We start from the raw sequence: 26606 nt of genomic DNA, 5'->3' as shown, positions 1-26606 counted from the left end.
GAGGGTATTACATGACCCAATATGCTGGACTTCGTGAATTGGCCCAATTGATTCGCAGACTGGAGCCGCAGCTCGCAGGGGCGTCCCTGAGCATTTTGGCCCATGAAAATAAAGAAGAGATCGCTTCGCTTCTGGTGGATGGACTTGGCAGCGGCGTTTCGGTTCAAAACAGCTCCGGCGAGTACGCCAACCATCTGGCGAATTTGCGCGTGGGAGCGAACAAATACACGTTTGCCCAGGACTGGCGCGAAGTGTACATCAGCGAGATCAACTACTGCGCCTGTCGGATCCCTCCGGGCGCTCACGGTCTGTTGGTGCACCATACCGACTATCCGGGCGTCATTTACGACGTGTCCCGCAAGCTGGCTGACCACGAGATCAATATTTCCAAGATGAATGTGTCGCGTGAGCAAAAGGGGAAAAACGCCCTGTTGATTTGCGTCACCGACGAAGAGATTACGCCAACTGTCGTAGCTGCCATCGAGGAGCTGCCGCAGATCAACAAGGTGTTGTCTCTGCAATAGGCGAAAAGAGCAGTAGTGCATGCATGGCCGCTCATCGTTTTCGTATGAGCGGTTTTTTGCGTGTGCCGACTGCCTTGTTTGCTTGCTTGTGTGCATGGAGCGAGGCAAAGAAAAAACTGCCCTGACTAGCGGGCAGTTGGCTTGGAAGCAAAGCGAATGGCGTGACTGATGAGGACGTGCAGGACAGACGTGTGGTTTTCGTCCGGAAATTGGCGGAACGACGCTTCGATCTGCCCGTTGCCCATGGCGGACAACCGTTCAGCCATCGCTTGCGCCTTGACGTTGACGTGGAAGCGGCCGTCGTTTTCCAGCTCCCCGATGGCGAGCAGCGCTCTGACCCGCAAGTCGTCTGTGAGCAGGGACGGCAGGCGGCGCTCCTCTTCCAGCAGGACGCTTTCGTTCCAGTGGATCGACGGGCTGCCGGCGATGTAGCATTGGTACGCGTGTGGCCGGGTCAGCAAGGCATGCAGCACGAGCAAGCCGCCGAGCGAATGTCCGAAAATCGTTTGCCGCGTGCGGTCGACGGGCAAGTCCTTTTCGATCGCGGGCTTCACCGTGTCTTCGATGAAGCTGAGGAAGCCTTCTGCCCCGCCCATTTCCGGCCATTTGCCGCCGCGCGGATGAGCGGGCAGCTCGGATGCGGGAACGACATGGGTGAAGTCGTAGTAGCGCGATGGGTGGAACGGCGCTTCTGTCGGGTAGCCGATGCCGACGACGATGGCCGGATCGACGCCCGTTCTTTCCGGAACCCGGCATTGCAGGCGAATCGCTTCGGTCATGGTGCCAAACACCGAGTTGGCATCCAGCAAGTAAATGACCGGGAAGCCGGACGGCGGCAAAGCCACGTCGGGGATGCTGACGAAGATGTGGAACGTGCGGTCGTTGTATGTCATTTTTCTCGTTTGCGAACGCGGAATGGCTACTGCTTCATAAACCGTGCTTTCCATCAGGGGTCACTCTCCAATCGGCCGGTGGCGTCACCTTTTTTGTGCATGAAACCTATTATATGGACGCAAACCAGAGATTGGCAATAGAGAAATGAGAGAGATTATCAGTTGCCAAAATAGAGCATGCCGAGCTTGACTCCTACGATATATTGAGGTAAAGTAAGTTTTACCAACTACATATTGATGCGGACAGGTGTTTGCCACGCTATATTTGGTAGACTTAATAGGGAAGTCGGTGAAATTCCGACGCGGTCCCGCCACTGTGATGAGAGAGTTCCATTTGGTTTTTGCGCCACTGATTAGCTGATCGGGAAGGCACGAATGGAGCGATGACCCCGAGCCAGGAGACCTGCCTGACCGTCAGCACTGTGTAACCTACGGGAGATAGGGAAGTGTTCGAGCGCTCCATTCGTTTTTCGGCGGATGGATACGATGGGGATCATCATGCGCATTCGACATTTTGGCGTCGGATGCGCTTTTACTTTGGCTAAAAAAGTATAGAACAGCAGTAAAGGATGAGGGACATGTTAATCGCTTTTGATTCGAAAACAGGAAACGTGAGACGATTCGTAAGCAAGCTCGATCTGCCGCGCGTGGAGATTGATCCGGAGATGGTGATCGACGAGCCGTTCATTCTGGTCACGTACACGACGGGCTTTGGCCAGGTGCCGGAGAAGGTGGACCGTTTTCTGAAGCGGAATCATGTCTATTTGCGCGGGGTGTCGGCGAGCGGCAACCGCAACTGGGGAGCCAGCTTTGCCAAAAGCGCAGACACGATCGCCAGCCAATATGGCGTTCCGGTCATTTCCAAATTCGAACTGTCCGGTACCGGCCGTGACGTGGAACAATTTACGAGTGGGGTGGCAGCAATTGCGACACATTGAATTGAACAACCAACTGATGCAGCGAGGAAGCGACGGATTTTACCAACTGGAAAAGGACAGAGAGGCAGTCGCGGTCTTCATGGAAGAAGTACAGGCGAAGACGATGACCTTCAACAGCGTGAAAGAGCGCATGGACTATTTGATCGAAAATGACTTTTATGAAAATGTGTATGAAAGCTACACGGTTGAACAGGTCGATGAAGTGTTCCGCCTGGCGCATGACGCTGGTTTTCAATTCGCTTCGTACATGGCTATCTCCAAGTTTTACAAAGACTACGCCCTGAAAACAGACGACAAATCGATGTATTTGGAGCAGTACCCGGATCGGGTGGCGATTGTGGCGCTCTCGCTCGGGCGCGGAGACTTCGAACTGGCGAAGCGGCTGACCGTGTCGATGATGGACCAGCGACTCCAGCCGGCGACGCCGACGTTCCTCAATGCAGGGAAAAGCCGCCGCGGCGAAATGGTCTCCTGCTTCCTGCTGGAAATGGACGACTCCTTGAACTCGATCAACTACGTTCTCGGCACTTGCATGCAGCTTTCGAAAATCGGCGGCGGCGTGGCCGTCAACCTGTCCAAGCTGCGCGGGCGCGGAGAGCCGATCAAAGGCGTCGAGGGCGCAGCCAAGGGCGTCATGCCTGTACTCAAGCTGCTGGAGGACGCGTTTTCCTACGCCGATCAGATGGGGCAGCGCAAAGGCTCCGGGGCAGCCTACTACAACATCTTCGGCTGGGATATCAACGAGTTTCTCGATTGCAAAAAGATCAATGCCGATGAAAAGTCGCGGATCAAGACGCTGTCGATCGGCCTGATCGTGCCGAATGTGTTTTACAAGCTGGCAGAGGAAAACAAGCCGTTGACAGTGTTCGCTCCTTACTCCGTCTACAAGGAGTACGGCGCCCATCTGGATGATCTGGATCTCGACGAGATGTACGACGAGCTGGTGGCAAACGAGCGCGTCAAGAAAAAGGTAGTCATGAGCGCCCGCGAAATGCTCACCAAGATCGCGATGATCCAGATGGAGTCGGGCTACCCGTACATCATGAACAAGACGAACGCGAACAAAAATCACGCGCTGAAGGACATCGGCTCCGTGAAAATGTCCAACCTGTGCACGGAAATTTTCCAGCTCCAGGAGACGTCCACGATTACCAACTACGGCGAGCCGGACATCATCCGCCGCGACATTAGCTGCAATCTCGCTTCCTTGAACATCGTCAACGTGATGGAGCACAAAAAAGTGCGCGAATCCGTGCGCGAGGGCATCGAGGCGATCACCGCCGTGAGCGATGTGACCCGCGTGGAAAATGCGCCAGGCGTGCAAAAGGCCAACCGCGAGCTGCATTCCGTCGGGCTGGGTGCGATGAACCTGAACGGCTACCTGGCGAAAAACAAGATCGCCTACGAGAGCGAGGAAGCAAAAGACTTCGCCCGCACGTTCTTCATGATGATGAACTTCTACTCGCTGGAAATGAGCATGGAGATCGCCATGGCCAAAGGGGAAACCTTCATGGGCTTCGAGCAGTCGGAGTACGCCAAAGGCACGTATTTTGACAAATACCTCGCAAACGACTACCGTCCGCGCACGGAAAAAGGCAAGCAACTGTTCGCAGGCATGCACATTCCGACGCCGGAGGATTGGGCCGCGCTCAAGCAAAAGGTGCAGAAGAACGGACTGTATCACGCGTACCGTCTGGCGATTGCGCCGACGCAGAGCATTTCCTACATTCAGAATGCGACGTCGAGCGTGATGCCGGTTGTCGAGCACATCGAAACGAGAACGTACGCGAACTCGACGACCTACTACCCGATGCCGTATTTGTCGCAGGAAAACTATTTTTACTACAAATCTGCCTATGTGATCGACCAGTTCAAAGTGATCGATCTGATCGCCGAAATCCAGGAGCATGTGGACCAAGGCATTTCCACCGTGCTGCACGTCAACAGCAACATCTCGACCAGAGAGCTGGCGCGTTACTATATTTACGCCGCGAAAAAAGGCTTGAAGTCGCTCTACTACACGCGCACCAAGCATTTGACGGTAGAAGAGTGCATTAGCTGCGCCGTTTAAGCCGTTTACTGTGAGGAACCATCCGGCATGGAACAAAGTTTTTTCAGAGAAGAGGAACGCCCTAATGAAAGCTGTCAATTGGAACAGGCCAGACGACGATTTTACGATGACGTTTTGGAACCAGAACATCATGCAGTTCTGGACCGATGACGAGATTCCGCTCTCGGATGACAAAATGTCCTGGATGGAGCTCAGCGCTTCGGAACGGGACACGTACAAAAAAGTGCTCGGCGGACTGACTTTGCTCGACACCGTGCAAGGCGGCGTCGGGATGCCGAAAATCATGGAGCATGTGGACGGGCTGCAGCGCAAAGCCGTCCTGGCTTTCATGGGCATGATGGAGCAAATCCACGCCAAATCGTACAGCAGCATTTTCACGACGCTCGCGGCCACGGAGGAAATTGACGAAATTTTTGCCTGGGTGGAGCAGAGTCCGCATCTGCAAAAGAAAGCGGCGCTGATCGCAAAGCGCTACCAGGAGATCGAGACGCCAAAAGATTTGTACATGGCGATGGTCGCCTCCGTCTTTTTGGAAAGCTACCTGTTTTACAGCGGCTTTTTCTACCCGCTCTTTTTGGCCGGGCAGGGCAAGATGACGAGCAGCGGTGAAATCATCGACCTGATCGTCCGGGACGAGAGCATTCACGGCCTGTACGTCGGCGTGCTCGCGCAGGAAGTGTACCAGCGGCTCAGCGTCGTGGAGCAGGCGACGGTCAAAGAGGAGCTGTACGCGCTATTGCACGAGCTGCACCAAAACGAAGAGGAGTACACCGTCTCCTTGTACACAGAGATTGGCCTGGCGGACGAGGTGTTGGCCTACGTGCGCTACAACGCGAACAAAGCGTTGATGAATCTGGGGCTGGAGCCGTTTTTCCCCGAGGAGGAAGTCAACCCGATCGTCCTGAACGGGATTCGCACGCACACGAAGCAGCATGATTTCTTCTCGAAAAAAGGCAATGGCTACGTCCGCACGCTCAACGTCGAGCCGCTGACGGATGACGATTTTCGCTTTGAGTAAAAAAGTTAAACGATCGTTTAAAAGGGTTGCTGTCTACAGACGGCAGCCTTTTTGTCGTGCCCGTTACGCGAAAAGGGGCGAGCGGCGCGCATGCACAGGCGCGCGCGAAGTAGCGGATGAGTTGCCCACATTCCTTCCTGTGAGATTTTCTCGATCAAGAATCTTTTATAGAAAGGAATAAAAGAATTCTTCATTTTAAAATACCTTTTCATTCATATTTATGTTATAAATAAATGATGTGTCGGCTCTTTTGATTGCCACCCGGTCGAGCCGAGTTGGGCTTAGGCTGGAACAGCAAAGCGGCAGTGACGAGAGTCGCAGAATCATCGTGTCATGCGTCTGGAGGACTGATTTATCTGACAATGAATCCAGTGTTATCCAGTTTGGCTGGAGGCTGGACGAGCCGCTAGACTTCGTGAATTTTTTCACTAATCTGAGGGTTCCTTACAAGGCCCTTCGTTCTTACTCACAGGAGGTTTTTGTCATGCTTCAAAAAGTTTCATATTCGTTTATCGTCATCATCGGATTTATGCTGTTTGCGCTGTTTTTCGGAGCAGGCAACCTGATTTTTCCACCGATGCTGGGACAGATGGCGGGAACGAACGTCTGGGAAGCCAACGCCGGTTTTCTCGTGACAGGGGTTGGCTTGCCACTTTTGGCAATTACAGCGTTGGTGTATTCAGGTAAAGACGATTTGCGTTCGCTCGCAAGCCGTGTGCACCCGCTGTTCGGTCTTGTTTTCACGATTTTGCTCTATTTGGCGATCGGGCCGTTTTTTGCGATTCCGCGCTCCGGGAATGTTTCGTTTGAGATCGGGATCAAGCCGTTCTTGTCCGAGCAGGCCGGGCCTTTTCCGTTGATTGTGTTTACCGTCTTGTTCTTCACGCTCGCTTGCCTGTTGTCGCTCAATCCTGGAAAAATTATCAATGTAGTCGGAAAAGTCTTGACACCGATGAAGCTGACGTTTATCGGCATCATCGTCCTGACGGCGATCGTGTATCCGATTGGCGAGCTGCAAGCGCCAGTGGGCGATTACCAGTCCAAGGCGTTTTTCAAAGGATTCCAGGACGGCTATTTGACGCTGGACGCGCTCGGGGCGTTTGTATTCGGCATCATCATCGTCAATGCGATCAAGGAAAAAGGGGTTACGTCGAAAAAGCAAATTTTGCTGACGTGCGCCAAAGCAACGCTGATTGCGGGTGCGCTCCTGGCGTTTTTCTACTCGGTGCTTGCCTACATGGGCGCTTCCAGCGTGGAAAAGCTCGGCCATTTGGAAAACGGGGCGCAAATTTTGGCCAAAGTGTCGAATTATTACTTCGGTTCTTACGGCGGCCTGCTGCTCGGCCTGATGATTACTGCGGCGTGCCTGACGACCAGCGTCGGATTGATTACGGCGTGCTCGTCGTTTTTCCACGCTATGTTTCCGCGCATTTCGTATAAAAAGTTTGCCGTCATTTTGGCTGTGTTCAGCACGCTCGTCGCCAATATCGGGTTGACTGCGCTCATCAAGGTGTCTGTTCCGATTTTGACGACGATGTACCCAATCGCCATCTCGCTGATCTTTTTGACGTTTTTGCATCAAAGGTTTGGCGGTCGGCCAGAGGTGTATCAAGGCAGCTTGTTCGGTACGTTTCTCGTTAGCCTGTTTGACGGGCTGAATGCTGCCGGGGTCGAGCTTGCGGCGATCAACGACGTCTTTTCCCGCTACTTGCCGATGTACACGATCGGCCTGGGCTGGCTGCTGCCTGCATTGATCGGGGGCGTTGGCGGCTACCTCGTTTATTTGATGCGCAAACCATCGCTGCGCGCGCGTGAGCTTCGCCTGACCAAGCAATAGGACAGGCATTATGAGGAAGCAGCCTGAACGTTGACATCAGTTTGCAAAGTGGAAATAGTTTAGCATGACAAAAACTGGTTTACGTGTTACTGTATGAAGAAAGGTGTGTCCCGCCCATTTTTGGGGCACATGCACTCATACCGACAATTTCATATGAGTGGAGACAGGTTCCTTGGCGATGAATATCGGCGCAAGGATGAAAAGGGAAGTCGGTGAGAATCCGACACGGTCCCGCCACTGTATGAGGGGAGTTTGCACAACTTTTGGCCACTGGTCGAGCTGACTGGGAAGGCGTTGTGCAGATCATGATCCTCAAGTCAGGAGACCTGCCTGTTTCGACAACACTGCTTAACCTACGGGAGATAGGGAGGTGTTAGGATGCTGTGATCTCAGTGTTTATTTGGCATTTCTAACGTTCTTTCTGATCGTTGGAGATGCCTTTTTTATTGGGCGAAATCGAAAAAATGATCGCAAAGGATGGAGAGGAAGCAAATGAAAAGCAGCAACTTGGGATACCCGCGGATCGGCAAAGATCGCGAGTGGAAAAAGGCACTGGAAGCTTTTTGGGCGGGGAAACTCGACGAGACGACATTCCTTGCGCAAATGGAGCAAATTCGCAAGCAGCACCTGGTCAAACAACAAAAAAAGGGGATCGACTGGATTCCGGTCAACGACTTTACGTTCTACGACCACATGCTCGACATGGCGGTCATGTTCGGCCTGATTCCGAAGCGGTTCGCGTATGCGGGCGGTCCGGTGCCGCTGGCTACGTATTTTGCGATGGCGCGCGGCAACAAAGACGCGGTCGCCAGCGAAATGACCAAGTGGTTCAACACGAACTACCACTATATCGTCCCCGAGTTCGGCGAGCGCACGCCTGTCTTGACGGAAAACAGGCCGCTACAAGCGTACCTGGAGGCGAGAGATCAGCTAGGGATCGCCGGCAAGCCTGTCATCGTCGGGCCGTACACGTTTGTCAAGCTGTCCAAAGGGTATGCCAAAGACGAATTTGAACGCGTCGTCGATCAGATCGTGCCGCTGTACGTGGACGTCCTTCGCGAGCTGGAACTGCACGGCGTCGAGTGGGTGCAGATCGACGAGCCTGCGTTTGTCCTCGATCTTACCGGGCAAGACAAAACACTCATTCGTCGCGTGTACGAGCAGTTCAGCCAGGCGCTGCCGCACCTGAAGCTGATGGTGCAGACGTACTTTGAAGCAGTGGACTGGTACGAGGAGCTGATTGAACTGCCTGTCCACGGCTTGGGCCTTGATTTTGTTCACGGGAAAACAGCAAACCTGGCGAACTTGACGACGCACGGTTTCCCGCAAGACAAAGTGCTCGGCGCCGGGGTCATCGACGGACGCAACATTTGGCGCTCGGCCCTGGAGGAAAAGTGGGAGTTGGTCAAAACGTTGTGCACCGTAGTAGCCCCAGAACGGGTATGGGTTCAGCCGTCGAGCAGCCTGCTGCACGTTCCGGTTACCGTCGAAGACGAAACCGATTTGCCGGAAGAAGTGCGCGTCGCATTGGCGTTTGCCGATGAGAAATTGGCTGAAGTGCGCTTATTAGTCCAAGGTTTCCAATATGGAAAGTATGTTATTTCGAAGGAAATCGCCCAGAACGAGAAAGACTTGCAGCGCTTGGCCCAATTTCCGGCACGGAACCGCCAGGAAGTGCAGGAGGCGAGAAAAGCGCTGGCGTCGACAGCGGCGAAGCGGGCAGTGCCGTTCCACGAGCGTCGCGAGATTCAGCAGGCGACGTGGAAGCTTCCGCTGCTGCCAACGACGACGATCGGCAGCTTCCCGCAGACGACAGAAGTTCGCCAGGCCAGACAGCAGTTCAAAAAAGGAAACTGGAGCGTCGAACAGTACGATGCGTTCATTCAGGAGCAAATCCGCGAGTGGATCGCCATTCAGGAACAGATCGGCCTGGATGTGCTGGTGCACGGCGAGTTCGAGCGGACAGACATGGTGGAATATTTCGGCGAAAAGCTCGACGGCTTCGTTTTCACGAAAAACGGCTGGGTGCAGTCGTACGGCTCCCGTTGCGTCAAACCGCCGGTCATTTACGGCGACGTGCAGTTCGTCTCCCCGATGACGGTCAAGGAGAGCGTATATGCCAAGTCGTTGACGGATAAACCAGTGAAAGGGATGCTGACAGGTCCTGCCACGATTTTGAACTGGTCGTTCGTGCGCGACGACGTCTCCCGTCAGGAAGTGTGCGAGCAGATCGCGCTGGCGCTGCGCAAAGAGGTGGAGGCGCTGGAAGCGGCGGGCATTCGCATGATTCAGGTGGATGAGCCGGCATTGCTTGAAGGCTTGCCGCTCAAGCAGGCAGACAGAGCCGCGTATCTGGACTGGGCAGTCAAGTCGTTCCGGGTCGCTACCTCGACAGTCGAGCCTGGCACGCAAATTCATACGCACATGTGCTATTGCGAATTCCACGATTTCATCGACGTCATCAGCGAGCTGGATGCCGATGTGATCTCGATCGAAACTTCCCGCAGCCACGGCGAGCTCGTCTCGGTGTTCGAGACGTGCACGTACGACAAAGGGATCGGCCTCGGTGTCTACGACATCCACAGCCCGCGCGTTCCGGCTGTGGCCGAGATCGAGGAAATGGTGTCCCGCGGCGTGCAAGTCCTGCCGCCAGGGCAATTCTGGATCAACCCGGATTGCGGGCTGAAGACGCGGGGCAGAGAGGAGACAATCGCGTCTCTGAAAAACATGGTAGCGGCGACACACGCAGTACGAAACCGCCTGGCACAAAAAGCATAAGCATGAGCGAGAGGAGCAGCACAGATGGCAACAGAAGCCCAGATCGCAACAGAAGCACGGCCTGTCGGGCAGTCGAGAACTTTTTTGACAGACCTCGTCTTCCCGCCGGATACGAACCATCACAATACGATCTTCGGCGGCAAAGTAATGGCGTACGTCGACAAGATCGCCTGCATCGCGGCGATGCGCCATTGCCGCAAGCCGGTAGTCACCGCGTCCAGCGATTCGTTCGATTTCCTCGCGCCGATCAAGACAGGGGAAGCGATCAACCTGGAAGCGTACGTCACCTGGACGCACAACACGTCGATGGAAGTGTTCGTGAAGGTGGAGTCGGAAAATCTGTTGACAGGCGAAAAACGCATGACCGCGAGAGCGTACTTGACGATGATCGCCCTCGACGAGCAAGGCAAGCCGACGCTGGTGCCCGCCGTCATCCCGGAAACCGAGGAGGAGCGCCTCCAGCACGAAAAGGCGAAGCATCGCTACGCGCTGAGGAAGCAGCGGAAGGCGGAGTTGTAGTCACCGTTGCAAGAAACAGCATACAGCAACAAAAGCAATGCCAAAAGCCCTCACCGACAGGTTGAGGGCTTTTGCTGTGAGCGGCACGCAGGCACTAAGGGATCAAGGGCAAACACACAATGCGGCACGGGGAAAGCCGCAACGTCAAAACAACTGTTGCCGCACCAACGGCCGCAGCTCCTCTGTAAACTGCTCGACCAGCTCGGGCCGTCCGTGAAACTGTGCAGGCGTATTTTGAAACAGTACGGCTTCCCACTGCTCGCCCTGCTTTTTCGCTACGAGCGTCTGGTGCGCATGGAGCGCTGGATCAAGCTCGTCTTTTCCGGGAGGGATCATGCCGACCATGGCGCGAACCATCCCCACTTCCTCGCTGAGCAGGCATGCGGACTTGATTTTGTACACAAAGGGGGGAGTCAGATGGTGGGAAAAAACGTCGTGCAGGTGCGTAAAAATGGCGGCTCGTCCGATCAGATGGCTGCCGTCAAAGCCGATAAGCTCGCCGTCTGCCGCGAACGGAGCGGACATGCCGGATGCACTGTGTTCGTTCCAGCCGCGAATGACTTGCCGGTAGAGGGTGCGAATCGCATCTTCGTGTGTGGCTGTGCCCATCCTGGCGTACCTCCTTGGGTGGCTGTTTGAACCATAGTGTATCATACGAACCCGAAACGATGTCAAAGGCTTGTGAGCACGCACCGAACGCTACTTTCAGGATCGCGCCGCGCGTGTGCATGGTCTGCTGTGGCTGCCGTGCGCTTCGCTGCGAGTGTGTTTCCATCCGGATGGAGTTCCGGTCGTACAGCGATGGCAGGCAGCAAACTGAAGGATAAACTACATTTTTCAATATGTATTGAAGTGAATTAATGCAAAAGATATACTATTCTCAAAACTTGCACCAAACGAAACGCAAAGGAGTCTTTTCGGTATGGATCAGGATCAGCACCAGCACGTAAAAGAACGCATTCGCAAGCAATACGGCCATTTGACCGCCAGCCAAAAGATCATTTCCAAAATCGCCCTCGAAAAGCCGAGCCTGCTAGCTATCCATACGGCCAAAAAAATCGCGGAGCTGACGAATACGAGTGAGGCGACCGTCATTCGTTTTTGCTACGCGCTGGGCTATTCCGGCTACACAGAGTTGCAGGAGGAGATCAAAAAGTCGCTGTTGATCGGCGACCAGAGAAAGGGGCCGATCCAGAAATACCGCGACACCGAAGCTGCGCTCACCCGCGACAATTACGCGCACCAGGTCATAGAAACCGACATCGCCTACCTCCAGCAAAGCTTGCAGCAGATCGACTACGGCTTGCTGCATCAGGCTGTGCAAAGCATTATGGCGGCGCACCGGATCGTCGTCGTAGGGTTTCGCTGGTGCCACATCCCGGCGAAGTGGCTGTTTTCCGCCTTGAACGCGATCAAGGGCAACACCCACCTGTACACGGGCGCGGTCGACAACGCCGACTACTTTTTGACCGAACGCGAGCAGGAGTGGCTCGTCATTGCGCTTTCTTTTCCGCGCCATCCGAGCGAGACGGTCGCCATGGTGCATTCCGCCAAGGCATTGGGGGCAAAAGTGCTCGCGATTACCGAGGGCGAGCTGTCGCCGATCAGCCAGGCTGCCGATCTGCTGCTGAAAATCACGACGCCGCAGCCTGTTGCGACCAGCGGCATGCCTACGCTGTTTTCGGTGCTGAATGTCCTCGTCAAAGGGGTGATGGTCCACGATGCTGCGCGTGTGCAACAACGGCTGCAGCACTACGATGAGATCAGCTCGAAGCTCTACTCCTTCGTCGGAGAAGAGGAAGAAGACTTTTCGATCTATTAAAATCCAACGATTATCAAAAAAGTAAGGGAGGATGCAGCCATGTCTTTGCCCGTTTGGTTCGCCGCTACAGGCGACAGCTTTCTCACACGCGACTTGCCTTATCGCGATCACGCTTTTCAGGAAGTAGCCCGTTTGCTGCATCGTGCCGATGTGCGCATCGCCAATCTGGAGTCGACCGTGCACGACAACGAAGGCTATCCGAGCGCGCAAAGCGGCGGCACCTGGGCGATGTCGCCGCCAGCTTCGTTGCAGGTATTGAAGGACTATGGCTTTAACATGATCGGCTGGGCGAACAATCACACGCTCGACTATTTGTACGGCGGGCTGGAAGCGACGGAGCGCCACCTGAATGAATACGGCTTCGTCCATGCCGGCGCTGGCAAAAATCTCGCGGAGGCGTCCGCTCCCCGCTATCTCGAATGCGAGTCGGCGAGAGTGGCCTTGATCGCGGCGACATCGACGTTCCATCCGTGGTGGGCGGCGGGCGAACAGCGTCCAGACAGCATCGGCCGCCCCGGAATCAATCCGCTGCGCTACGTCATGACGCATTATTTGCAGCCGGAAAAGCTCGCCAGGCTGCAAGAGATTGCCGCTGTGACAGACATCAACGCCTTCAACAAGCTATTGATCGAGGAAGGCTTCATGAACGATCCGGGCAAAGACGTTTTTTTGTTCGGAAACGCCCGCTTTATGGCGGGAGAAGAGGAGGGGACGACGACTCAGCCGCATCCGCGCGATCTGGCCCGGATCGTGCAGCGGATCGGGGAGGCGAAGCGGCGCGCCGACTACGTCGTGGTCAGCATTCACGCGCATGAGATGAAAGGCGATGCCAAAGAGGTGCCCGCAGACTTTTTGCCTGTTTTCGCCAAAGCGTGTATCGACGCCGGGGCGCATGCCGTGGTTGGGCACGGTCCGCATCTGCTGCGCGGCATCGAAATTTACAAAAACAGGCCGATCTTTTACAGCCTGGGCGATTTCGTCTTCCAGACCGAGTTGGTGACGACGCAGCCGGCCGATTTTTACGAACATTACGGGCTGGACCATACGCACAACGTCGCAGACGCGCTGGAGGCGATGAGCGCGAACTACACGCGCGGCTTGTGCGTGCACAAAGAGGTGTGGCAGTCGGTCATTCCGCTGTGGAGTATGCAAAATGGCGAGCTGGTCGAGCTGGAGCTGCACCCGATTGAGCTTGGCTTCGAGCAGCCTGTCTATCGGATGGGCTGGCCGAGACTGAGCGCGAACCCGGAGATTTTGCTCGGACTGCGGGCGCTTTGCGAACCGTACGGCACGGTTATCGAAATGGACAACGGCATCGGGAGGGTGCGGCTGCAAAAAGGCTGAGCTGGCTGCGCCGAATCTGCTTTCCATCCCATACTTGAATGGAGTGATTCACATGATGGCGAGAATCACCATGGTCATGCTGTTCGTGCTGTACATGATTAACTATGCGGACAAAACGATTGCGGGCTATTCTGCGGTACCGATTATGGCAGAGTTTTCCCTGTCGCAAAAAGAGTGGGGGCTGGTCGGAAGCAGCTTCTTCTGGTTTTTCTCGATCGCCGGAATCCTGGGGGCGGCGCTCTCGGACCGGATCGGGACGAAAAAGATGCTCGCCATCATGGCTTTGTCCTGGACGGTCATCCAGTTTGGCGCTTATGCGATCGCCGGATTGCCGATGCTCGTGGTCGCGAGGGTGCTGCTTGGCATCGGCGAAGGCCCGTTTTGGGCGACGGTGGTCAGCCACCTGAACAAATGGTTTCCCGAAGAAAAGCGTGGCCTCGTCTATTCGACCGTCAACTTCGGCGCTTTTGTGGGCGCTGTGGCCTCGGCTCCGCTGCTGGTTTCGCTCATTGACAGCAACGGCTGGCGGTTTGCCTGGGCGTTCATGGGCGCTCTCAGCCTGATTTGGCTTTTGATCTGGCTGTGGGTCGGCAAGGACAGACCGCCGATCAGCGTCGAGGCGGCAAAGCCTGCGGCAGCTTTGCCCAAAGCCAAGTGGACAGACATCTCCGGCGTCCTGCTCTCGGCGACGTTTTTGCTCTGCTTCCTCATTTATTTCGCGCAAATTTGGGGCACGACGTTTGCCTCTGTATGGGAGCCTGTCTACCTGGTGCAAGTCATCCATTTAACGAATCAGCAAATGGCCTACTCGATTGCCGGGATGGGGCTTTTGGCAGGGCTGATGACCATCCTGATTTCCTGGACAGGGGATCGCCTCTATAAAAAGCATCGCAGCTACCGCAAATCGTACGTGCTGGTAGGGGGAGTCTCGATCATTTTGGGTGGCGTGTGCTTTTATGCGGTCACCTTCGTGCAGTCGACGCCGCTTGTGCTGATCGCGCTCTGCCTGGGAAAAGGGTTTGCTTTTTCCGTGGGCACGGCCGCCTCTGTCATCGTCAGCAGCATGCTGCCAGAGCGCACGGGCTTGCTTGTAGGCGTGCTGTCCAGTCTCGTCACGCTGGCCGGGATTATTTCTCCGCTCGTCACAGGCTCGATTGTGCAGGCAGCAGGGAATGTCGGCGTCGGCTTCAGCCATGCGATGATCGTGAATGCGCTCTTGTTTGTCGGCTGCGGCGTCCTCTTTCTGCTCTTTGCCAAACGGGAAGAAAAAAAGACGCCGTTGCTCGCAGAAATCCCTACGGTTTCCTAAAAGAAATGCTTTATCCGGCTCGTTTCAGGTGTTAAAATTTTCTGAAAAGGGGGTAGATGTGATGTATCATTTGAATGAAAACTTGCGGCAAAGCGCACAAAATTTCCCGGACCATCCCGCCTACATATTTTCGGGGGAGACGACCACGTACCGAGAATTGAACCAGCAGGTGGATGAGCTGGCCTCCGGCTTGGCCAAGCTCGGGATCGGAAAAGGAGACGCTGTTGCGCTCATCATGGACAATCGGCCACAGTTTGTAAGCGCTTACTACGCGATTTTGCGGACAGGTGCTGCCGTCGTCCCGATGAATCCGATCTACACGCCGCGGGAGATCAGCTTTATCCTCGCCAACAGCCAGGCTAAAGCCGTGATCGCCCTCGCCGCGCTCGAACCTGTCCTTACCCCCTTGAAGGAACAACTGGAGCATGTGACACATCTCATCTACACGGAGGCGACAGGCGATGAGCTGACGCTGGAGCAGGTCGCACAAGCGGGGGACGGCAGCTTTGTCGAGCCAGAGCGACACGAAGACGATCTCGCCGTGATTTTGTACACGTCCGGCACGACCGGGCAGCCGAAGGGCGCGATGCTCTCTCACCGCAACATGGCTTCCAATGCAGAAGCGATGGGGATTTTGTTCGAGCTGCTCCCCGAAGATCGGGTGGTGGCGGTGCTGCCGATGTTCCACGTCTTTTGCATGACGGTTTGCCTCAACGGTCCGATTCGCTACGGCGCATCCATTATCATCATTCCACGCTTCCATCCGGTAGAAGTGGTCAATACGATCCGCGAGCAAAAAGCGACCTGCTTTGCGGGCGTTCCGACAATGTACAACTACATGCTCCAACTGCCGAATGCGACGAAGGAAGATTTCGCTTCCGTCCGTCTCTGCTGCTCGGGCGGCGCATCCATGCCAGTCGAGCTCTTGCACAAGTTCGAAGCCAAGTACGAGGTAATGATCTTAGAAGGCTACGGGCTGTCCGAGGCGGCTCCGGCCACTGCCTTCAACCCGTTGCGCGGGACGAGAAAGCCTGGCTCGGTCGGAGTGGACATCCCCCATGTCGTGAACAAGGTCGTCGATCCGGAGGGCAACGAGTTGCCGCGCGGCGAAGTCGGCGAGCTGGTGGTGCAAGGCCCGAATGTCATGCTCGGCTATTTGGGACTGCCGGAAGATACGGCCGCCACGCTTCGAAACGGCTGGCTGTACACGGGCGATATGGCGCGGATGGACGAGGAAGGGTATGTGTACATCGTAGACCGCAAAAAAGACATGATTCTCGTCGACGGCTACAACGTCTACCCGCGCGAGGTGGAGGAAGTGCTCTACCAGCACCCGGCGATTATCGAGGCGGCGGTGATCGGCGTGCCGGACGAAGTGCACGGCGAAGCAGTCAAAGCTTTTGTCGCGCTCAAAGAAGTAGCGGTGTCCCAGGAAGACATCGTCGCGTTTTGCCAGGACAAATTGGCGAAGTACAAAGTGCCGCGCCTGGTCGAAATCGTACCGGAGCTGCCGAAAAACAGCACGGGCAAAATTTTGCGCCGCAGCTTGCGCAAGTAATCTGCGCTTGGACGTGTGCGACATAGTTAGCTGATTGTGATTGACAGAAGGAGAAGAGCCAGACCCGCGCGGGATCTGGCTCTTTTTTGCCCAGAGCGGATTCTTATACGGAATAACGGGAGGGCACCTTTCATCAAGGGTATTTCGTTTACGTGATCGTCGTAAGCTGGACTGACTGGCTTTGGGCAAACAGTCGAGGCGCGCGGCGGCAAAATTCAGGCGGAAATGGGCGGCGCAACACCGGCGTCGATCCGTACATGCTGGCATCGGTCATTCAAAAATTTTGTACGGTACTTACCAAAACGCGACCTTTTGCGCCGACCACATGCCCAAAAGACTTGCAGCTCTATGCAGCAGCAGCCCACGAACAGCACGTGCCCGTACTCGTCGGAGGCACGGTATCGCAGATGTACGAAGTAGCAAAGGCACAGGACAAAGGAAGCTGGAATTCGTCCGCGGTCTGCACGACGACAGAGAAGCAGGTTGGGTGAGTATTGGGCGGTAGGGTTTTCTACATTTGCAAAAAGTCGATGCTTCCTGTAGAGGAGCATCGGCATTTTTTGTCGCTTGCTTGCAGATAGCTGTATTTTTTTGTGAATGCGGGAAAAAGAGGATTGCTTACTCCACCGCATCATCGGTCGATAACGGATAGCTGCTCTCATAAGAAAAGGGCTTCTGCTTCACTTGGTGACCGTTAGCATGGCAAACACCGCGTTACAGTTTGAATTCTTAGTAAATAGTTTGAACGAAATTGGGGAAGATAGATTGAAGATCGTGTTAATGTATTGGATCGTATTACACAATGTCTAATTACAAGGTTATTCCTGATGCACATTAAAAATGGTCGGAATCGACAAAACATTATAGACGATTCTGAGTGCAAATGTTGATACGAAATGGTATAATGTGTAATAAAATACATAAGGAGGTAATTTGGTGTTTAAGAAACTAATCTCATTATTTTTTGCATTATCGCTCATCTTAGTACAAGCAACATTTGTCGCACAAGCAAAGAGCAACGAAGTGACAGAAGAAGTTGTAGATCAAGTAGCAAAAGAATATTTGAAGAGATTGAAGACTACTGTAGAGTTTGAAGACAAAACCAATGTGATTCCATTTTATGACCTTGATGATAACGAGTTAGGTTACTATTATCAGTTTGAGAATGGGGAAGAGAGCTTCTTTATGTTACTATCATCCAATACTGACTACTCACCGCTTTTCTCAGCCGGAAGTGGCGAACCTGATATTAAGATCATAGACGATGATGGTAAATATTATTACGCTGGTAATGTGACTCTCTATAAAGCTGAAAGTGATACAAATGTTGTAGATAGAATTAATGATGCATTGAATAAAAGCTCTTTGATGCAGAAAAGCGTAAGCAAAAGTAATCAGTTAGATAAAAGAGAATTGCGCATTAAGAAAAACTCAAAATCAATAGATAAATGGGAGTTGTTTATCTCTGATAGTAAAACCACATCTCGTAAAGATACATCAGCTGTTTCAACCGCAGCAGTAAAAGAGGATTATATCAAAGGTGTTGAAATAATGAATCAATGGGGGAGCGGTGTGGACTATCCAGCTAGTTCTTGTGGGCCGACTACCCTCGCAACAATAGCTGAATACTGGAGATCTGAAGAAAGCAAAAGTAAAATACGCGGACTTGATTATTACTCGGAAGCGGATATGATTAACCACATGTGGGATACACATGGAGGGACAGTTTTAGGGATGACTACTGGCAAACTAAGAGATGCTATAAAAATTCACACTAATGAACATGGAGGTAAGTATTCTGTTAAAACAAATAGTTTCAATAATTTCACTACCTATAAATCGGAAATTAGAGCAGATAGACCTCTAGCAATTAAATTCGATGATTGGTTTGTGTTTGACGATAGTTGGGGGGATGAATATGTTTATGATTACCATTGGACAACAGGAGTAGGATATATTGAAGGTGATGGCGATGAAATAATGTATATCCATGATAGTGTAGGCGGTGTTGCTTATATCGATTATGTAACTCATGAGGATATTGTTACTATGGTATCAATAGATATTAATTAGTTAATAGTACGTCTAGGGTAAGTAAGAGACTTACTCTAGACGTAAGGAGATATAGAATATGCTGAAACGAATTATAAAAATCGTTGGGGTTCTTTTGATCCTAGCAGTTCTTGTTAGTGGATGCTCTGAATTCTTCGGAACGATCAATGGTAGAATAGCAGCAAACAAACATGCTATTGAGTACATAAGCAAGAAATACAATGTTCCTATCGAACAACTTGGAGCAGATATACCTTCTTATAGATATGGACAGCGATTGTATGTTACAGGTATCAATGATAAACAAGAACAAAAAAAGTATACTGTATATGTCAGAATGTGGGGAGAGGGTGAAGTTATGAATATTTATGAGGAATGATAAATGGACCTCTGTCAATAGATTAAATACACTAAACCGAGAGAATTACGTAAGTGAATCAGAGTTTATGTTCGTATTGGTTTGGAGAGATACCCGATTAATGAGTGGAGAAGCATGTGATGTATCGACTTTCCCAAATTTACTTGACACGAAGGTAAGACCAATATTGGACTTTCATCAATCCTCTTTACACGGAGTTAAGACGAAGGATAACTTTGTGTAAAGAGGTTATTTTTCTATGCGTAAAAGTATGACAACGCCTTAAAGATAACTGCCGTGTTGCAAATCATGCATGAAGGAATGAAAGTCTCCCCTGTTGCGAAAGCTTCAGGCCTTCCTCCTACGACGCGTAGCCGATGGGAGTATGAATATCAAACACACGGTGATGAAGCCTTTGCAGGTAACGGGAAACGTATCAATTGAGATAGTTGGCTGTGCGTTCATTTCCGTTCTTTTCCTTTTCCCTCCGCCCATTGACAAGGCATTCCCGACATGCCTAGCATAAAGAATCAAGAAAAAGGAAGGGAAGGCGCCAGATGCAAGAAATCGACACCACCACGCTCAACCGCCTTTGCCAACAAAACAAGCCCTTCGCCTTGTTCATCTACACTCCCATGTGCGGCACCTGCAAGCTGGCGGAGCGGATGCTGCACGTCACCAGGGAAGCGCTCCCGGGGCCGCTTCCGTTGTACCAGCTCAACATCAACACGGCCGCAGCCCTTGCAGAGCGGCTGCAAATCACGAGCGTCCCGGCCCTGTTCCTGTTTCGCGGGGAACAGGTCACAGGCAGGCATTATGCGCTGCGCTCCGTCGGTTATTTGTACGACGTGCTGAAAACACTCGTCTAGACAAACACCTATCTCCTTCGTCCTGAATAAAAGAAAGAGAGACATATTGCGAAGGGGGAGGCGCATGCAAATCCATGTCGTGGAAGAAGGACAGACGCTGTCCGGAATAGCAGCAGCGTATGGGACGACGGCTGAGGAGATCGCGGAGGCAAACGAGCTACCCGATCCGGGCAGGCTCGTCGCGGGACAGGCGATGGTGATTCCGATTGTCGGGAGCTACTACTGGGTCAGGCAGGGAGACACCTTGTACACGATCGGGCAGCGCTACCAGATCAGCGCAGGCGAGCTGGCCCGCGTCAATAACATATCGCAGTACCGCCCGTTGCAAATCGGGCAACGCTTGTACATCCCGCCCCGTCCGCGTCGGGCGGCGGATTTCAACGCGTATGCGGAGCCGCGCAGGACGGTGTCGGCAGCACTGGAAGCGGACGTGCGCACGGCGGCACCGCATTTGACGTACCTGGCGCCGTTCAGCTTTCGGATCAGGCGGGACGGGACGCTGGCCCGGCCGCCATTGAACGATTTTCCTGCCATTGCAAGAGAAAACCAGGTCGTGCTGATGCTCGTCGTCACCAACCTGGAAAACGACCAGTTCAGCACCGAGCTGGGCGGGCTTATCCTGAACGACCAGGAGCTGCAAAACAAGGTGCTCGACAACATTTTTCAAACGGCGAGAGAGCTTGGGATGGGGGACATCCATTTCGATATGGAGGCGCTCCCGGCTGCGGATCGCGAGGCGTACATCCGCTTTTTGCGCAGGGCTCGCGACCGGGCGCACGCTCAGGGGATGATGATTTCCGTCGCTTTGGCACCGAAGACGAGCGCCGAGCAGCAAGGCAGATGGTACAGCGCCCACGATTACCGGGCGATTGGCGAAATTGCCGACTTTGTCGTCATCATGACGTATGAGTGGGGCTACAGCGGGGGGCCGCCGATGGCCGTGTCACCGATCGGGCCTGTGCGTCGCGTCCTCCAATACGCGCTGACCGAAATGCCGGCCGAAAAAATTTTGATGGGCCAAAACTTGTACGGTTACGACTGGACGCTGCCTTATGAGCAGGGGACGACGGCGAGAGCGTTGAGTCCGCAAGCGGCGATTGCCTTGGCGGCGCGGGAAAACGCCGTGATTCGCTACGATTACCGGGCGCAGGCGCCGTTTTTCCACTATACGGCAGACGACGGCAGGCGGCATGAAGTATGGTTTGAGGACGCCCGCTCGATTCAAGCCAAGTTCGATCTGGTGAAGCAACTGGGCATACGCGGAGTCAGCTACTGGAAGCTCGGTTTGCCGTTTCCGCAAAACTGGCTGTTGATCGAAAGCAACTTCCGCGTCCGCAAACGGGCGTAGCGAGAAGGCGTGCAATCCACTTTCGGCTTGTACGCCTTTTTCGTTTTCCGGCTGGTACTTTTTTCGCCGTGTGCCTGTCAGCCAGTCAGGAGGGTACACGCTCCTTTTGTCTGCTGGCTGGCGCAGTTCCCGGCAATGGACGACGACTCGTTGCAGAACAGATAGCGGTTCGTCGCCAGAGGCGGGTACAAAACAGCCAGGCTGTCCGACAAAACGCGCCCCTCGCTGTTTCGCGCGTGCTTTTTCAGCAACGCCGGGCCGCTGCAAGTGTTGGCCCGGTCACGTTTTCGATTGGCAGCAATCGTGGTATGATGGAACAAGAATACGTAGAAAAGGAGAGAAAGTATGGGAGAATGCAAGCTGGATCACAGCAAAGAGGATGTGCAAAAGAAGTTGGCCGAGCAAGCGCCGTTTTTGTCCGAAGAGCGGGTAGGGCAGTTCCAGCGCATGCTGGAAGGAGAGCTTAGCCAGGAGCGTTTGAACGAGCTGTTTCACCTGTTGAAAAAATACGATCTGGCAAGCCCGGAAGAGCGCCTCGCGCGCGAACAGCAGATGGATCGGCTGTTTGGCTAAAAAAGCCGTCACCGGATCGGCTTGCGGCCCATGAAGCCCTCGCGCAACCCGTGGTAGTGGGTGATGGATTCCTCGCCCTCGCGCCAGCACAGGAGCACTTCTTCGCCGTCGATGATCGCGGGAAAGTCGAACAGGCCGATGTCGATGTCCTTCACCTGGATGCCTTTGCCGATCAGTTGGGTGACGTGCATCTTCGCTTCCAGTTCGAGAAACTCAAGCTGGCATTCCACCGAAAAGAGCGCCTCTTCGTCAACGGGCTGCTGCTTTTTGATTTGCTCGCGCTTTTGATACATTTCGTAGAAAGAGCGCTTCGATTTTTGCAAAAACGAGAGTTCTTCACGTACATAGGGCAACAAGTCGTTCGCTTCCTGAAGCGTAAAGATTTTTTTGTTCACGGATCATCCCTCCACGATCTCTATTCTATTAGTATAATATCACCCTTGGCGGGAGAAAATGGCCGGAATGGAAAAAGCGCAAATGGCTTTCCGCTCCGGCGGCAAGGAGCAAAGATGGAAGACAGAATCTATTATCAAGATGCGTATGCGACAACGTTTTCGGCGCGCGTACTGCGGCAGGGTACGGAAGAGGATGGAACGCCGTACGCTGTGCTGAGCCAGACGGCGTTTTACCCGACGGGAGGCGGACAGCCCGGGGATGTGGGCACGCTCGGAGAATGTCGGGTCATCGACGTGGAAGAAGTAGCGGGCGAGGTGCGTCATCGGCTGGAAGCTCCGCTGCCGGAGGACTGCACGGAAGTGGTCGGGCAGATCGATTGGGACCGCCGCTTCGATCACATGCAGCAGCATGCCGGACAGCACATTTTGTCCGCCGCGTTTCTGGAAGTCGCGCGGGCGGAGACGGTCGCGTTTCATTTGGGAAAAGAACGCGTGACGATCGACGTGCGCCTGGATGAGCTGACAGCGGATGTGTGGGAAGCAGTCGAGCAGCGGGCCAACCAGGTCGTGCTGGAAAACCATCCGATCATCGCCCGGTTTGTCGACGACGAGGAGCTGGCTACGTTGCCGCTGAAAAAACAGCCGACGGTCACGGAAAATGTCCGCGTCGTCATCATCCCCGAGTACGACTACAATCCGTGCGGCGGCACACATCCTGCGCGCACGGGCGAAGTGGGCATGATTAAAATTCTCGGCTGGGAGCGCCATCGCGGAAACATCCGGCTGGAGTTCATCTGCGGCTTGCGGGCTTTGCGGGATTACACGCGCAAGCAGGCGGCTGTGCGCGAGCTGGCGAAGCGGTTTGCGACCAGCGAGGCGGAGCTGATCGCGCAGGCAGAGCGCGTGCTGGCCGAACGGGACAGTTTGAAAGCAAGGCTCGCCGACGCCGAAAAGCAACTGCTGGAAGGCGAAGTCCGAAAGCAGCTCGGCGTGGCAGAGCAAGTGGGAACTGTGCGTGTCATCGCGCAAGTTTTCCCGGACAAAACGATCCAGCAACTGCAGCAGTACGCCCAGCTCGCAGTCGCGGAGGCGCCGGACGTCGTATGCTTGCTGGCCGCAGCGACTGACGAGAAGACCCAGCTTGTGTTTGCGCGGGGGCAGGACGTGAACGTCGCCGTCAACCAGCTTATCAAGGAGACGCTGCCGTTGATTGCCGGAAAAGGCGGCGGCAATCCGGCGATGGCGCAGGGCGGCGGTCAACCAGCGCCTGCTGCGGACGAAGTGTTGGCGCACGCCCGCAAGCTGCTTGCCCAGTCGCTGGCCTGACGGACTAGCTGTGGGCAAGGCCGTTCACGCCTGGCCCCTACCATGATGGATGATGCGAGGAGGAAACGACGATGTTTTGGAACCCCGGCGATAAAGTTCGCGTGACGCAGCGGACAGGAGAATATATCGCGGAAGTGCTGGAAATTCACGATACGAAGCTGTTGGTCAAGGTGCTGGCGGTGACGAAATACCCGCAGCAGGGCGACCTGCATACGTCCTACGAGGTGGATGTGCCGCTGTTCCACCAGCGCCCAGCGCTCTCCTACCAGGAAAAATTCATGACCCCGGCCGCATCCGTCATCCGCTACAACGGCGAAGTGCCGGACTACAAGGAGTCCGTGCGCAAAGCGATGGAGCGGGAAATGGAGAAGCTGAAAAAAATGGCGGCCTGGTCCGAGCGCTGCCTGGTTGAACTGGAAGCGATGTACAAGGAAACCTTTACAAACACGAAATAGAATGGTACTGTAATACTCGAACGTACGACAATTTCATAGGTTTACTACCAAACGGGGGCCGAGCATCGTCGGCTGAGATTGTAACGAGCGTGTTACTGACCGTTGAACCTGACCTGGGTCATGCCAGCGGAGGAAGAGGTATATGAATCGATTTCACGGTGCGGCAGTTGCGGCGTATTTGCCGGAATGCTGCTACCAGATGATGAGATCAACTCAACCATCCCACGGCGGATGGTTTTTTTCTTCCATCTGTCCGATGGGATACATATACGGCTTCCACCGTTTGACTGGGGTGACTTCCGGCAAGCGAGGGAGGCCGTTTTTTCGTCCCTCGACAGGTGCCATCAAGAAGGAGGAATACAATGGTTGTTGTGCTGAACGGAAAAACAGCAGAGCTGTCGGCTGAGATCAACACAGTCCGCGCCTTGCTCGCTTCGTATTCCCTGCAAGAGAAGATTGTCGTCGTGGAGCGCAACGGAGAGATCATCGACCGCTCCCGGTATGAACAAACGCCGATTGCAGACGGAGACCGCATCGAAATCGTTCATTTTGTCGGAGGAGGATGACCAGCATGGATACATGGAAAATTGGCCCTTACGAGTTTCGCTCCCGCCTCTTGCTCGGGACCGGAAAATTCGCAGATTTGGAAACGCAAGGAAAAGCAGTCGAGGTGTCGGAAGCAGAAATTTTGACGTTTGCGATTCGCCGGCTCAATTTGGAAAATCCGCAAGAGCCGAACTTTTTGGAACAGCTCGACCTGAAAAAATTCACCCTGCTGCCGAACACAGCGGGAGCCTATACGGCAGAGGAAGCGGTGCGTATCGCCCGTCTGGCGAAAGCATCCGGCTTGTGCGATATGATTAAGGTGGAGGTCATCGGCGACCCGAAAACGCTGCTGCCTGACCCGATCGGCACGCTGGAAGCGTCGAAAATACTGGTCGAAGAAGGCTTCATCGTGCTGACCTACACCAACGACGATCCGATTCTCGCCAAGCGTTTGCAGGAAGTGGGCGTGCATGCCGTCATGCCGGGCGCGTCCCCGATTGGCTCCGGACAAGGCATCGTCAACGAAAACAACCTCCGCTTCATCATCGAGGACGCGAAAGTACCGATTATTGTGGATGCAGGCATCGGGTCGCCAGCCGATTGCGCGAAAGCGATGGAGCTGGGCGCGGACGGCGTGCTGCTGAATACGGCAGTCGCGCTCGCGGACAATCCGGTGCTGATGGCCGAAGCGATGAAGCTCGGCGTGGAAGCGGGGCGCAAAGGCTTCCTCGCGGGACGGATTGCGAAAAAGCGCTACGCGTCGGCGAGCAGTCCGACCGAAGGGATGATTGAGTAGCGTGGACCGACTGACAGAAGCGGTAGAATCGATTGCCAGGCGCAAAGAAGAGTTGTTTGCCCTCCTGGCAGAGCTCGTTTCCCATCCGACTGTAAGTCCGCCAGCGCGAAACAGCGACGCGGCGCAAACGGTACTCGCCCATCGGCTCGCGGCCATCGGCTTTGAGGTCGACCGCTGGACCGTCTACCCCGGCGATGACAACGTCGTCGGCCGACTGCCGGGCAGCGCTTCCGCCCAGGCGAACAGCCTGATTATCAACGGGCACATCGACGTTGCGAGCTGGACGTATCCGCCGTTTTCCTTGACGCGCGGCGCAGACGGGCGGCTGTACGGACGCGGTGTAGCAGACATGAAAGGTGGACTGGCTGCAAGCCTGTTCGCCATCCAGATGCTGCGCGAGCACGGCGTCGAGCTGGCAGGCGATTTGCTGTTCCAATCGGTAATCGGCGAGGAAGCGGGCGAAGCCGGGACGCTGGTGGCGCTCGAACGCGGCTACCAGGCGGACTACGCCATCGTCGTCGACACGAGCAACCTGCACATGCAAGGGCAGGGCGGCGTGATTACCGGCTGGATCACGATTGAGAGTCCGACGACCTTGCACGACGGGATGCGGGCGAGAACGATCCATGCCGGAGGCGGCGTGCGCGGCGCGTCTGCGATTGAAAAAATGGCGAAAATCATTACGGCGCTGCAGGAGCTGGAACGCGACTGGGCTGTGATGAAGGCGTACCCCGGCTTTGCGGCTGGCAGCAATACGATCAACCCTGCCGTGATCGAGGGAGGACGCCATGCTGCGTTTATTGCGGATCGCTGCGCGCTCTGGATTACGGTTCACTTTTATCCGAACGAATCATACGAACAGATCATTCGCGAGATCGAGGACCATGTCGGACGCGCAGCGGCGGCCGATTTGTGGCTGCGCGACCATCCCCCTGTGTTTCGCTGGGGCGGTCGCTCCATGATCGAGGAGCGCGGAGAAATTTTCCCGTCCCTGGAGCTGGACACGGAGCATCCGGCTTTGGCGCAGTTGCAAGCCGCCTATGAGAGCGAGCTGGGCGAGGCGCCTGTGGTGGACATGTCTCCTACCGTCACAGATGCGGGCTGGTTCGCGCACGCAGGCATTCCCGCCGTACTGTTCGGCCCGGGCGAGCTGAAGCACGCCCATGCCGTCGATGAGTCGATTGATCCTGACCAGCTTGTCCGGTTTGCCCAGATTATGGCCCGTTTTATCGCGAGCTGGTGCAACACGCCAAAGGAAGCGAAGGAGTGAAAAAAAG

The 26606-nt window shown here is 54.6% G+C and carries 26 protein-coding genes, 1 pseudogene and 3 riboswitches; of the genes and pseudogenes, 23 read left to right on the top strand and 4 right to left on the bottom strand.

Features of this window, described 5'->3' with window-relative positions; translation table 11 throughout:
- Positions 1-11: 11 nt before the first annotated feature.
- Positions 12-524, top strand: a complete 513-nt coding sequence (locus AC27IT_RS01190; protein WP_005834863.1) for an ACT domain-containing protein — start codon at positions 12-14, stop codon at positions 522-524.
- Between the two features lie 125 nt (positions 525-649).
- Here the strand turns inward: AC27IT_RS01190 and AC27IT_RS01185 are convergent, their stop codons facing one another.
- Positions 650-1471 carry an alpha/beta hydrolase gene (locus AC27IT_RS01185; RefSeq protein WP_007781995.1) on the bottom strand — a complete coding sequence of 274 codons (822 nt, stop codon included), beginning with the start codon at positions 1469-1471 and terminating at the stop codon, positions 650-652.
- Positions 1472-1645: 174 nt separating this feature from the next.
- Positions 1646-1842: riboswitch (cobalamin riboswitch) on the top strand.
- Between the two features lie 153 nt (positions 1843-1995).
- Here AC27IT_RS01185 and nrdI point away from each other — a divergent pair.
- The 6 genes from nrdI (at position 1996) to AC27IT_RS01155 (ending at position 10578) form a co-directional block, all read left to right on the top strand.
- Entirely contained in the window at positions 1996-2355 is a 360-nt protein-coding gene (gene nrdI, locus AC27IT_RS01180) for a class Ib ribonucleoside-diphosphate reductase assembly flavoprotein NrdI (RefSeq protein ID WP_007781998.1), read from the top strand.
- A complete protein-coding gene (gene nrdE, locus AC27IT_RS01175) occupies positions 2342-4426 on the top strand; it encodes a class 1b ribonucleoside-diphosphate reductase subunit alpha (protein ID WP_007781999.1) in 2085 nt (694 codons plus the stop codon). Before nrdI ends, nrdE begins: the two co-directional genes overlap by 14 nt.
- A 64-nt stretch (positions 4427-4490) precedes the next feature.
- Entirely contained in the window at positions 4491-5444 is a 954-nt protein-coding gene (gene nrdF / locus AC27IT_RS01170) for a class 1b ribonucleoside-diphosphate reductase subunit beta (RefSeq protein ID WP_005834871.1), read from the top strand.
- Positions 5445-5928: 484 nt separating this feature from the next.
- A complete protein-coding gene (gene brnQ / locus AC27IT_RS01165; RefSeq protein WP_283857844.1) occupies positions 5929-7281 on the top strand; it encodes a branched-chain amino acid transport system II carrier protein in 1353 nt (450 codons plus the stop codon).
- A 148-nt stretch (positions 7282-7429) separates the two neighbouring features.
- Positions 7430-7629: riboswitch (cobalamin riboswitch) on the top strand.
- 144 nt (positions 7630-7773) lie between these two features.
- Positions 7774-10059 carry a 5-methyltetrahydropteroyltriglutamate--homocysteine S-methyltransferase gene (gene metE / locus AC27IT_RS01160; protein WP_283857843.1) on the top strand — a complete coding sequence of 762 codons (2286 nt, stop codon included), beginning with the start codon at positions 7774-7776 and terminating at the stop codon, positions 10057-10059.
- Between the two features lie 24 nt (positions 10060-10083).
- A complete protein-coding gene (locus tag AC27IT_RS01155) occupies positions 10084-10578 on the top strand; it encodes an acyl-CoA thioesterase (RefSeq protein WP_005834877.1) in 495 nt (164 codons plus the stop codon).
- Between the two features lie 144 nt (positions 10579-10722).
- On the opposite strand, the gene AC27IT_RS01150 is transcribed toward AC27IT_RS01155, so the two are convergent.
- A complete protein-coding gene (locus AC27IT_RS01150; protein WP_005834879.1) occupies positions 10723-11187 on the bottom strand; it encodes an SgcJ/EcaC family oxidoreductase in 465 nt (154 codons plus the stop codon).
- Between the two features lie 313 nt (positions 11188-11500).
- Here AC27IT_RS01150 and AC27IT_RS01145 point away from each other — a divergent pair, with 313 nt between their 5' ends.
- The 10 genes and pseudogenes from AC27IT_RS01145 to AC27IT_RS01100 all read left to right on the top strand — a co-directional run bounded on the left by AC27IT_RS01145 (position 11501) and on the right by AC27IT_RS01100 (position 21238).
- Entirely contained in the window at positions 11501-12400 is a 900-nt protein-coding gene (locus tag AC27IT_RS01145) for a MurR/RpiR family transcriptional regulator (RefSeq protein ID WP_005834882.1), read from the top strand.
- 39 nt (positions 12401-12439) lie between these two features.
- Positions 12440-13744 (top strand): CapA family protein, encoded by a 1305-nt coding sequence (locus AC27IT_RS01140; RefSeq protein WP_026557252.1) that lies wholly within the window; start codon positions 12440-12442, stop codon positions 13742-13744.
- Positions 13745-13796: 52 nt separating this feature from the next.
- Positions 13797-15053 carry an MFS transporter gene (locus AC27IT_RS01135; protein WP_005834886.1) on the top strand — a complete coding sequence of 419 codons (1257 nt, stop codon included), beginning with the start codon at positions 13797-13799 and terminating at the stop codon, positions 15051-15053.
- 61 nt (positions 15054-15114) lie between these two features.
- Complete coding sequence (locus AC27IT_RS01130) at positions 15115-16611, top strand: long-chain-fatty-acid--CoA ligase (RefSeq protein ID WP_007782014.1); 1497 nt, start codon at positions 15115-15117, stop codon at positions 16609-16611.
- A gap of 152 nt (positions 16612-16763) precedes the next feature.
- Positions 16764-17102, top strand: a complete 339-nt coding sequence (locus AC27IT_RS01125; RefSeq protein ID WP_025847773.1) for a hypothetical protein — start codon at positions 16764-16766, stop codon at positions 17100-17102.
- Between the two features lie 445 nt (positions 17103-17547).
- Complete coding sequence (locus AC27IT_RS01120) at positions 17548-18684, top strand: C39 family peptidase (RefSeq protein WP_025847775.1); 1137 nt, start codon at positions 17548-17550, stop codon at positions 18682-18684.
- A gap of 58 nt (positions 18685-18742) precedes the next feature.
- Positions 18743-19042: a hypothetical protein gene (locus tag AC27IT_RS01115; protein ID WP_005828764.1), complete on the top strand. Its 300-nt coding sequence runs from the start codon at positions 18743-18745 to the stop codon at positions 19040-19042.
- Positions 19043-19300: 258 nt separating this feature from the next.
- Positions 19301-19465: pseudogene (locus tag AC27IT_RS01110) on the top strand (transposase); the annotation flags it as partial.
- 113 nt (positions 19466-19578) lie between these two features.
- Complete coding sequence (locus tag AC27IT_RS01105) at positions 19579-19890, top strand: thioredoxin family protein (RefSeq protein WP_025847777.1); 312 nt, start codon at positions 19579-19581, stop codon at positions 19888-19890.
- 64 nt (positions 19891-19954) lie between these two features.
- Positions 19955-21238, top strand: a complete 1284-nt coding sequence (locus AC27IT_RS01100; RefSeq protein ID WP_327944397.1) for a glycoside hydrolase family 18 protein — start codon at positions 19955-19957, stop codon at positions 21236-21238.
- Positions 21239-21315: 77 nt separating this feature from the next.
- Here the strand turns inward: AC27IT_RS01100 and AC27IT_RS01095 are convergent, their stop codons facing one another.
- Positions 21316-21489: a hypothetical protein gene (locus AC27IT_RS01095; RefSeq protein WP_283857838.1), complete on the bottom strand. Its 174-nt coding sequence runs from the start codon at positions 21487-21489 to the stop codon at positions 21316-21318.
- Between the two features lie 94 nt (positions 21490-21583).
- Here AC27IT_RS01095 and AC27IT_RS01090 point away from each other — a divergent pair, with 94 nt between their 5' ends.
- On the top strand, positions 21584-21811 hold the full coding sequence (locus AC27IT_RS01090; RefSeq protein ID WP_005828760.1) for a hypothetical protein: 228 nt from the start codon (positions 21584-21586) through the stop codon (positions 21809-21811).
- Between the two features lie 8 nt (positions 21812-21819).
- Here AC27IT_RS01090 and AC27IT_RS01085 read toward each other — a convergent pair whose 3' ends face one another.
- Positions 21820-22206 carry a DUF2203 domain-containing protein gene (locus AC27IT_RS01085; RefSeq protein ID WP_005828758.1) on the bottom strand — a complete coding sequence of 129 codons (387 nt, stop codon included), beginning with the start codon at positions 22204-22206 and terminating at the stop codon, positions 21820-21822.
- Between the two features lie 114 nt (positions 22207-22320).
- On the opposite strand from AC27IT_RS01085, the gene AC27IT_RS01080 reads away from it, so the two are divergent.
- From AC27IT_RS01080 to AC27IT_RS01060, 5 genes are all read left to right on the top strand, one after another.
- A complete protein-coding gene (locus tag AC27IT_RS01080; RefSeq protein WP_327944396.1) occupies positions 22321-23532 on the top strand; it encodes an alanyl-tRNA editing protein in 1212 nt (403 codons plus the stop codon).
- A 71-nt stretch (positions 23533-23603) separates the two neighbouring features.
- Entirely contained in the window at positions 23604-23987 is a 384-nt protein-coding gene (gene kapB, locus AC27IT_RS01075) for a kinase-associated lipoprotein KapB (protein ID WP_005828754.1), read from the top strand.
- A 41-nt stretch (positions 23988-24028) separates the two neighbouring features.
- Positions 24029-24139, top strand: a riboswitch (TPP riboswitch).
- Between the two features lie 210 nt (positions 24140-24349).
- Entirely contained in the window at positions 24350-24553 is a 204-nt protein-coding gene (gene thiS / locus AC27IT_RS01070; protein WP_007782031.1) for a sulfur carrier protein ThiS, read from the top strand.
- A 5-nt stretch (positions 24554-24558) separates the two neighbouring features.
- Complete coding sequence (locus AC27IT_RS01065) at positions 24559-25329, top strand: thiazole synthase (protein ID WP_005828751.1); 771 nt, start codon at positions 24559-24561, stop codon at positions 25327-25329.
- Positions 25322-26599, top strand: coding sequence for an acetylornithine deacetylase (locus AC27IT_RS01060; RefSeq protein WP_487091520.1), 1278 nt, complete (start codon positions 25322-25324; stop codon positions 26597-26599). Before AC27IT_RS01065 ends, AC27IT_RS01060 begins: the two co-directional genes overlap by 8 nt.
- Positions 26600-26606 lie beyond the last annotated feature (7 nt).

The organism is Brevibacillus sp. YAE8 (genome assembly GCF_057543335.1).
This window is presented reverse-complemented; position numbering and strand designations above follow the sequence as displayed.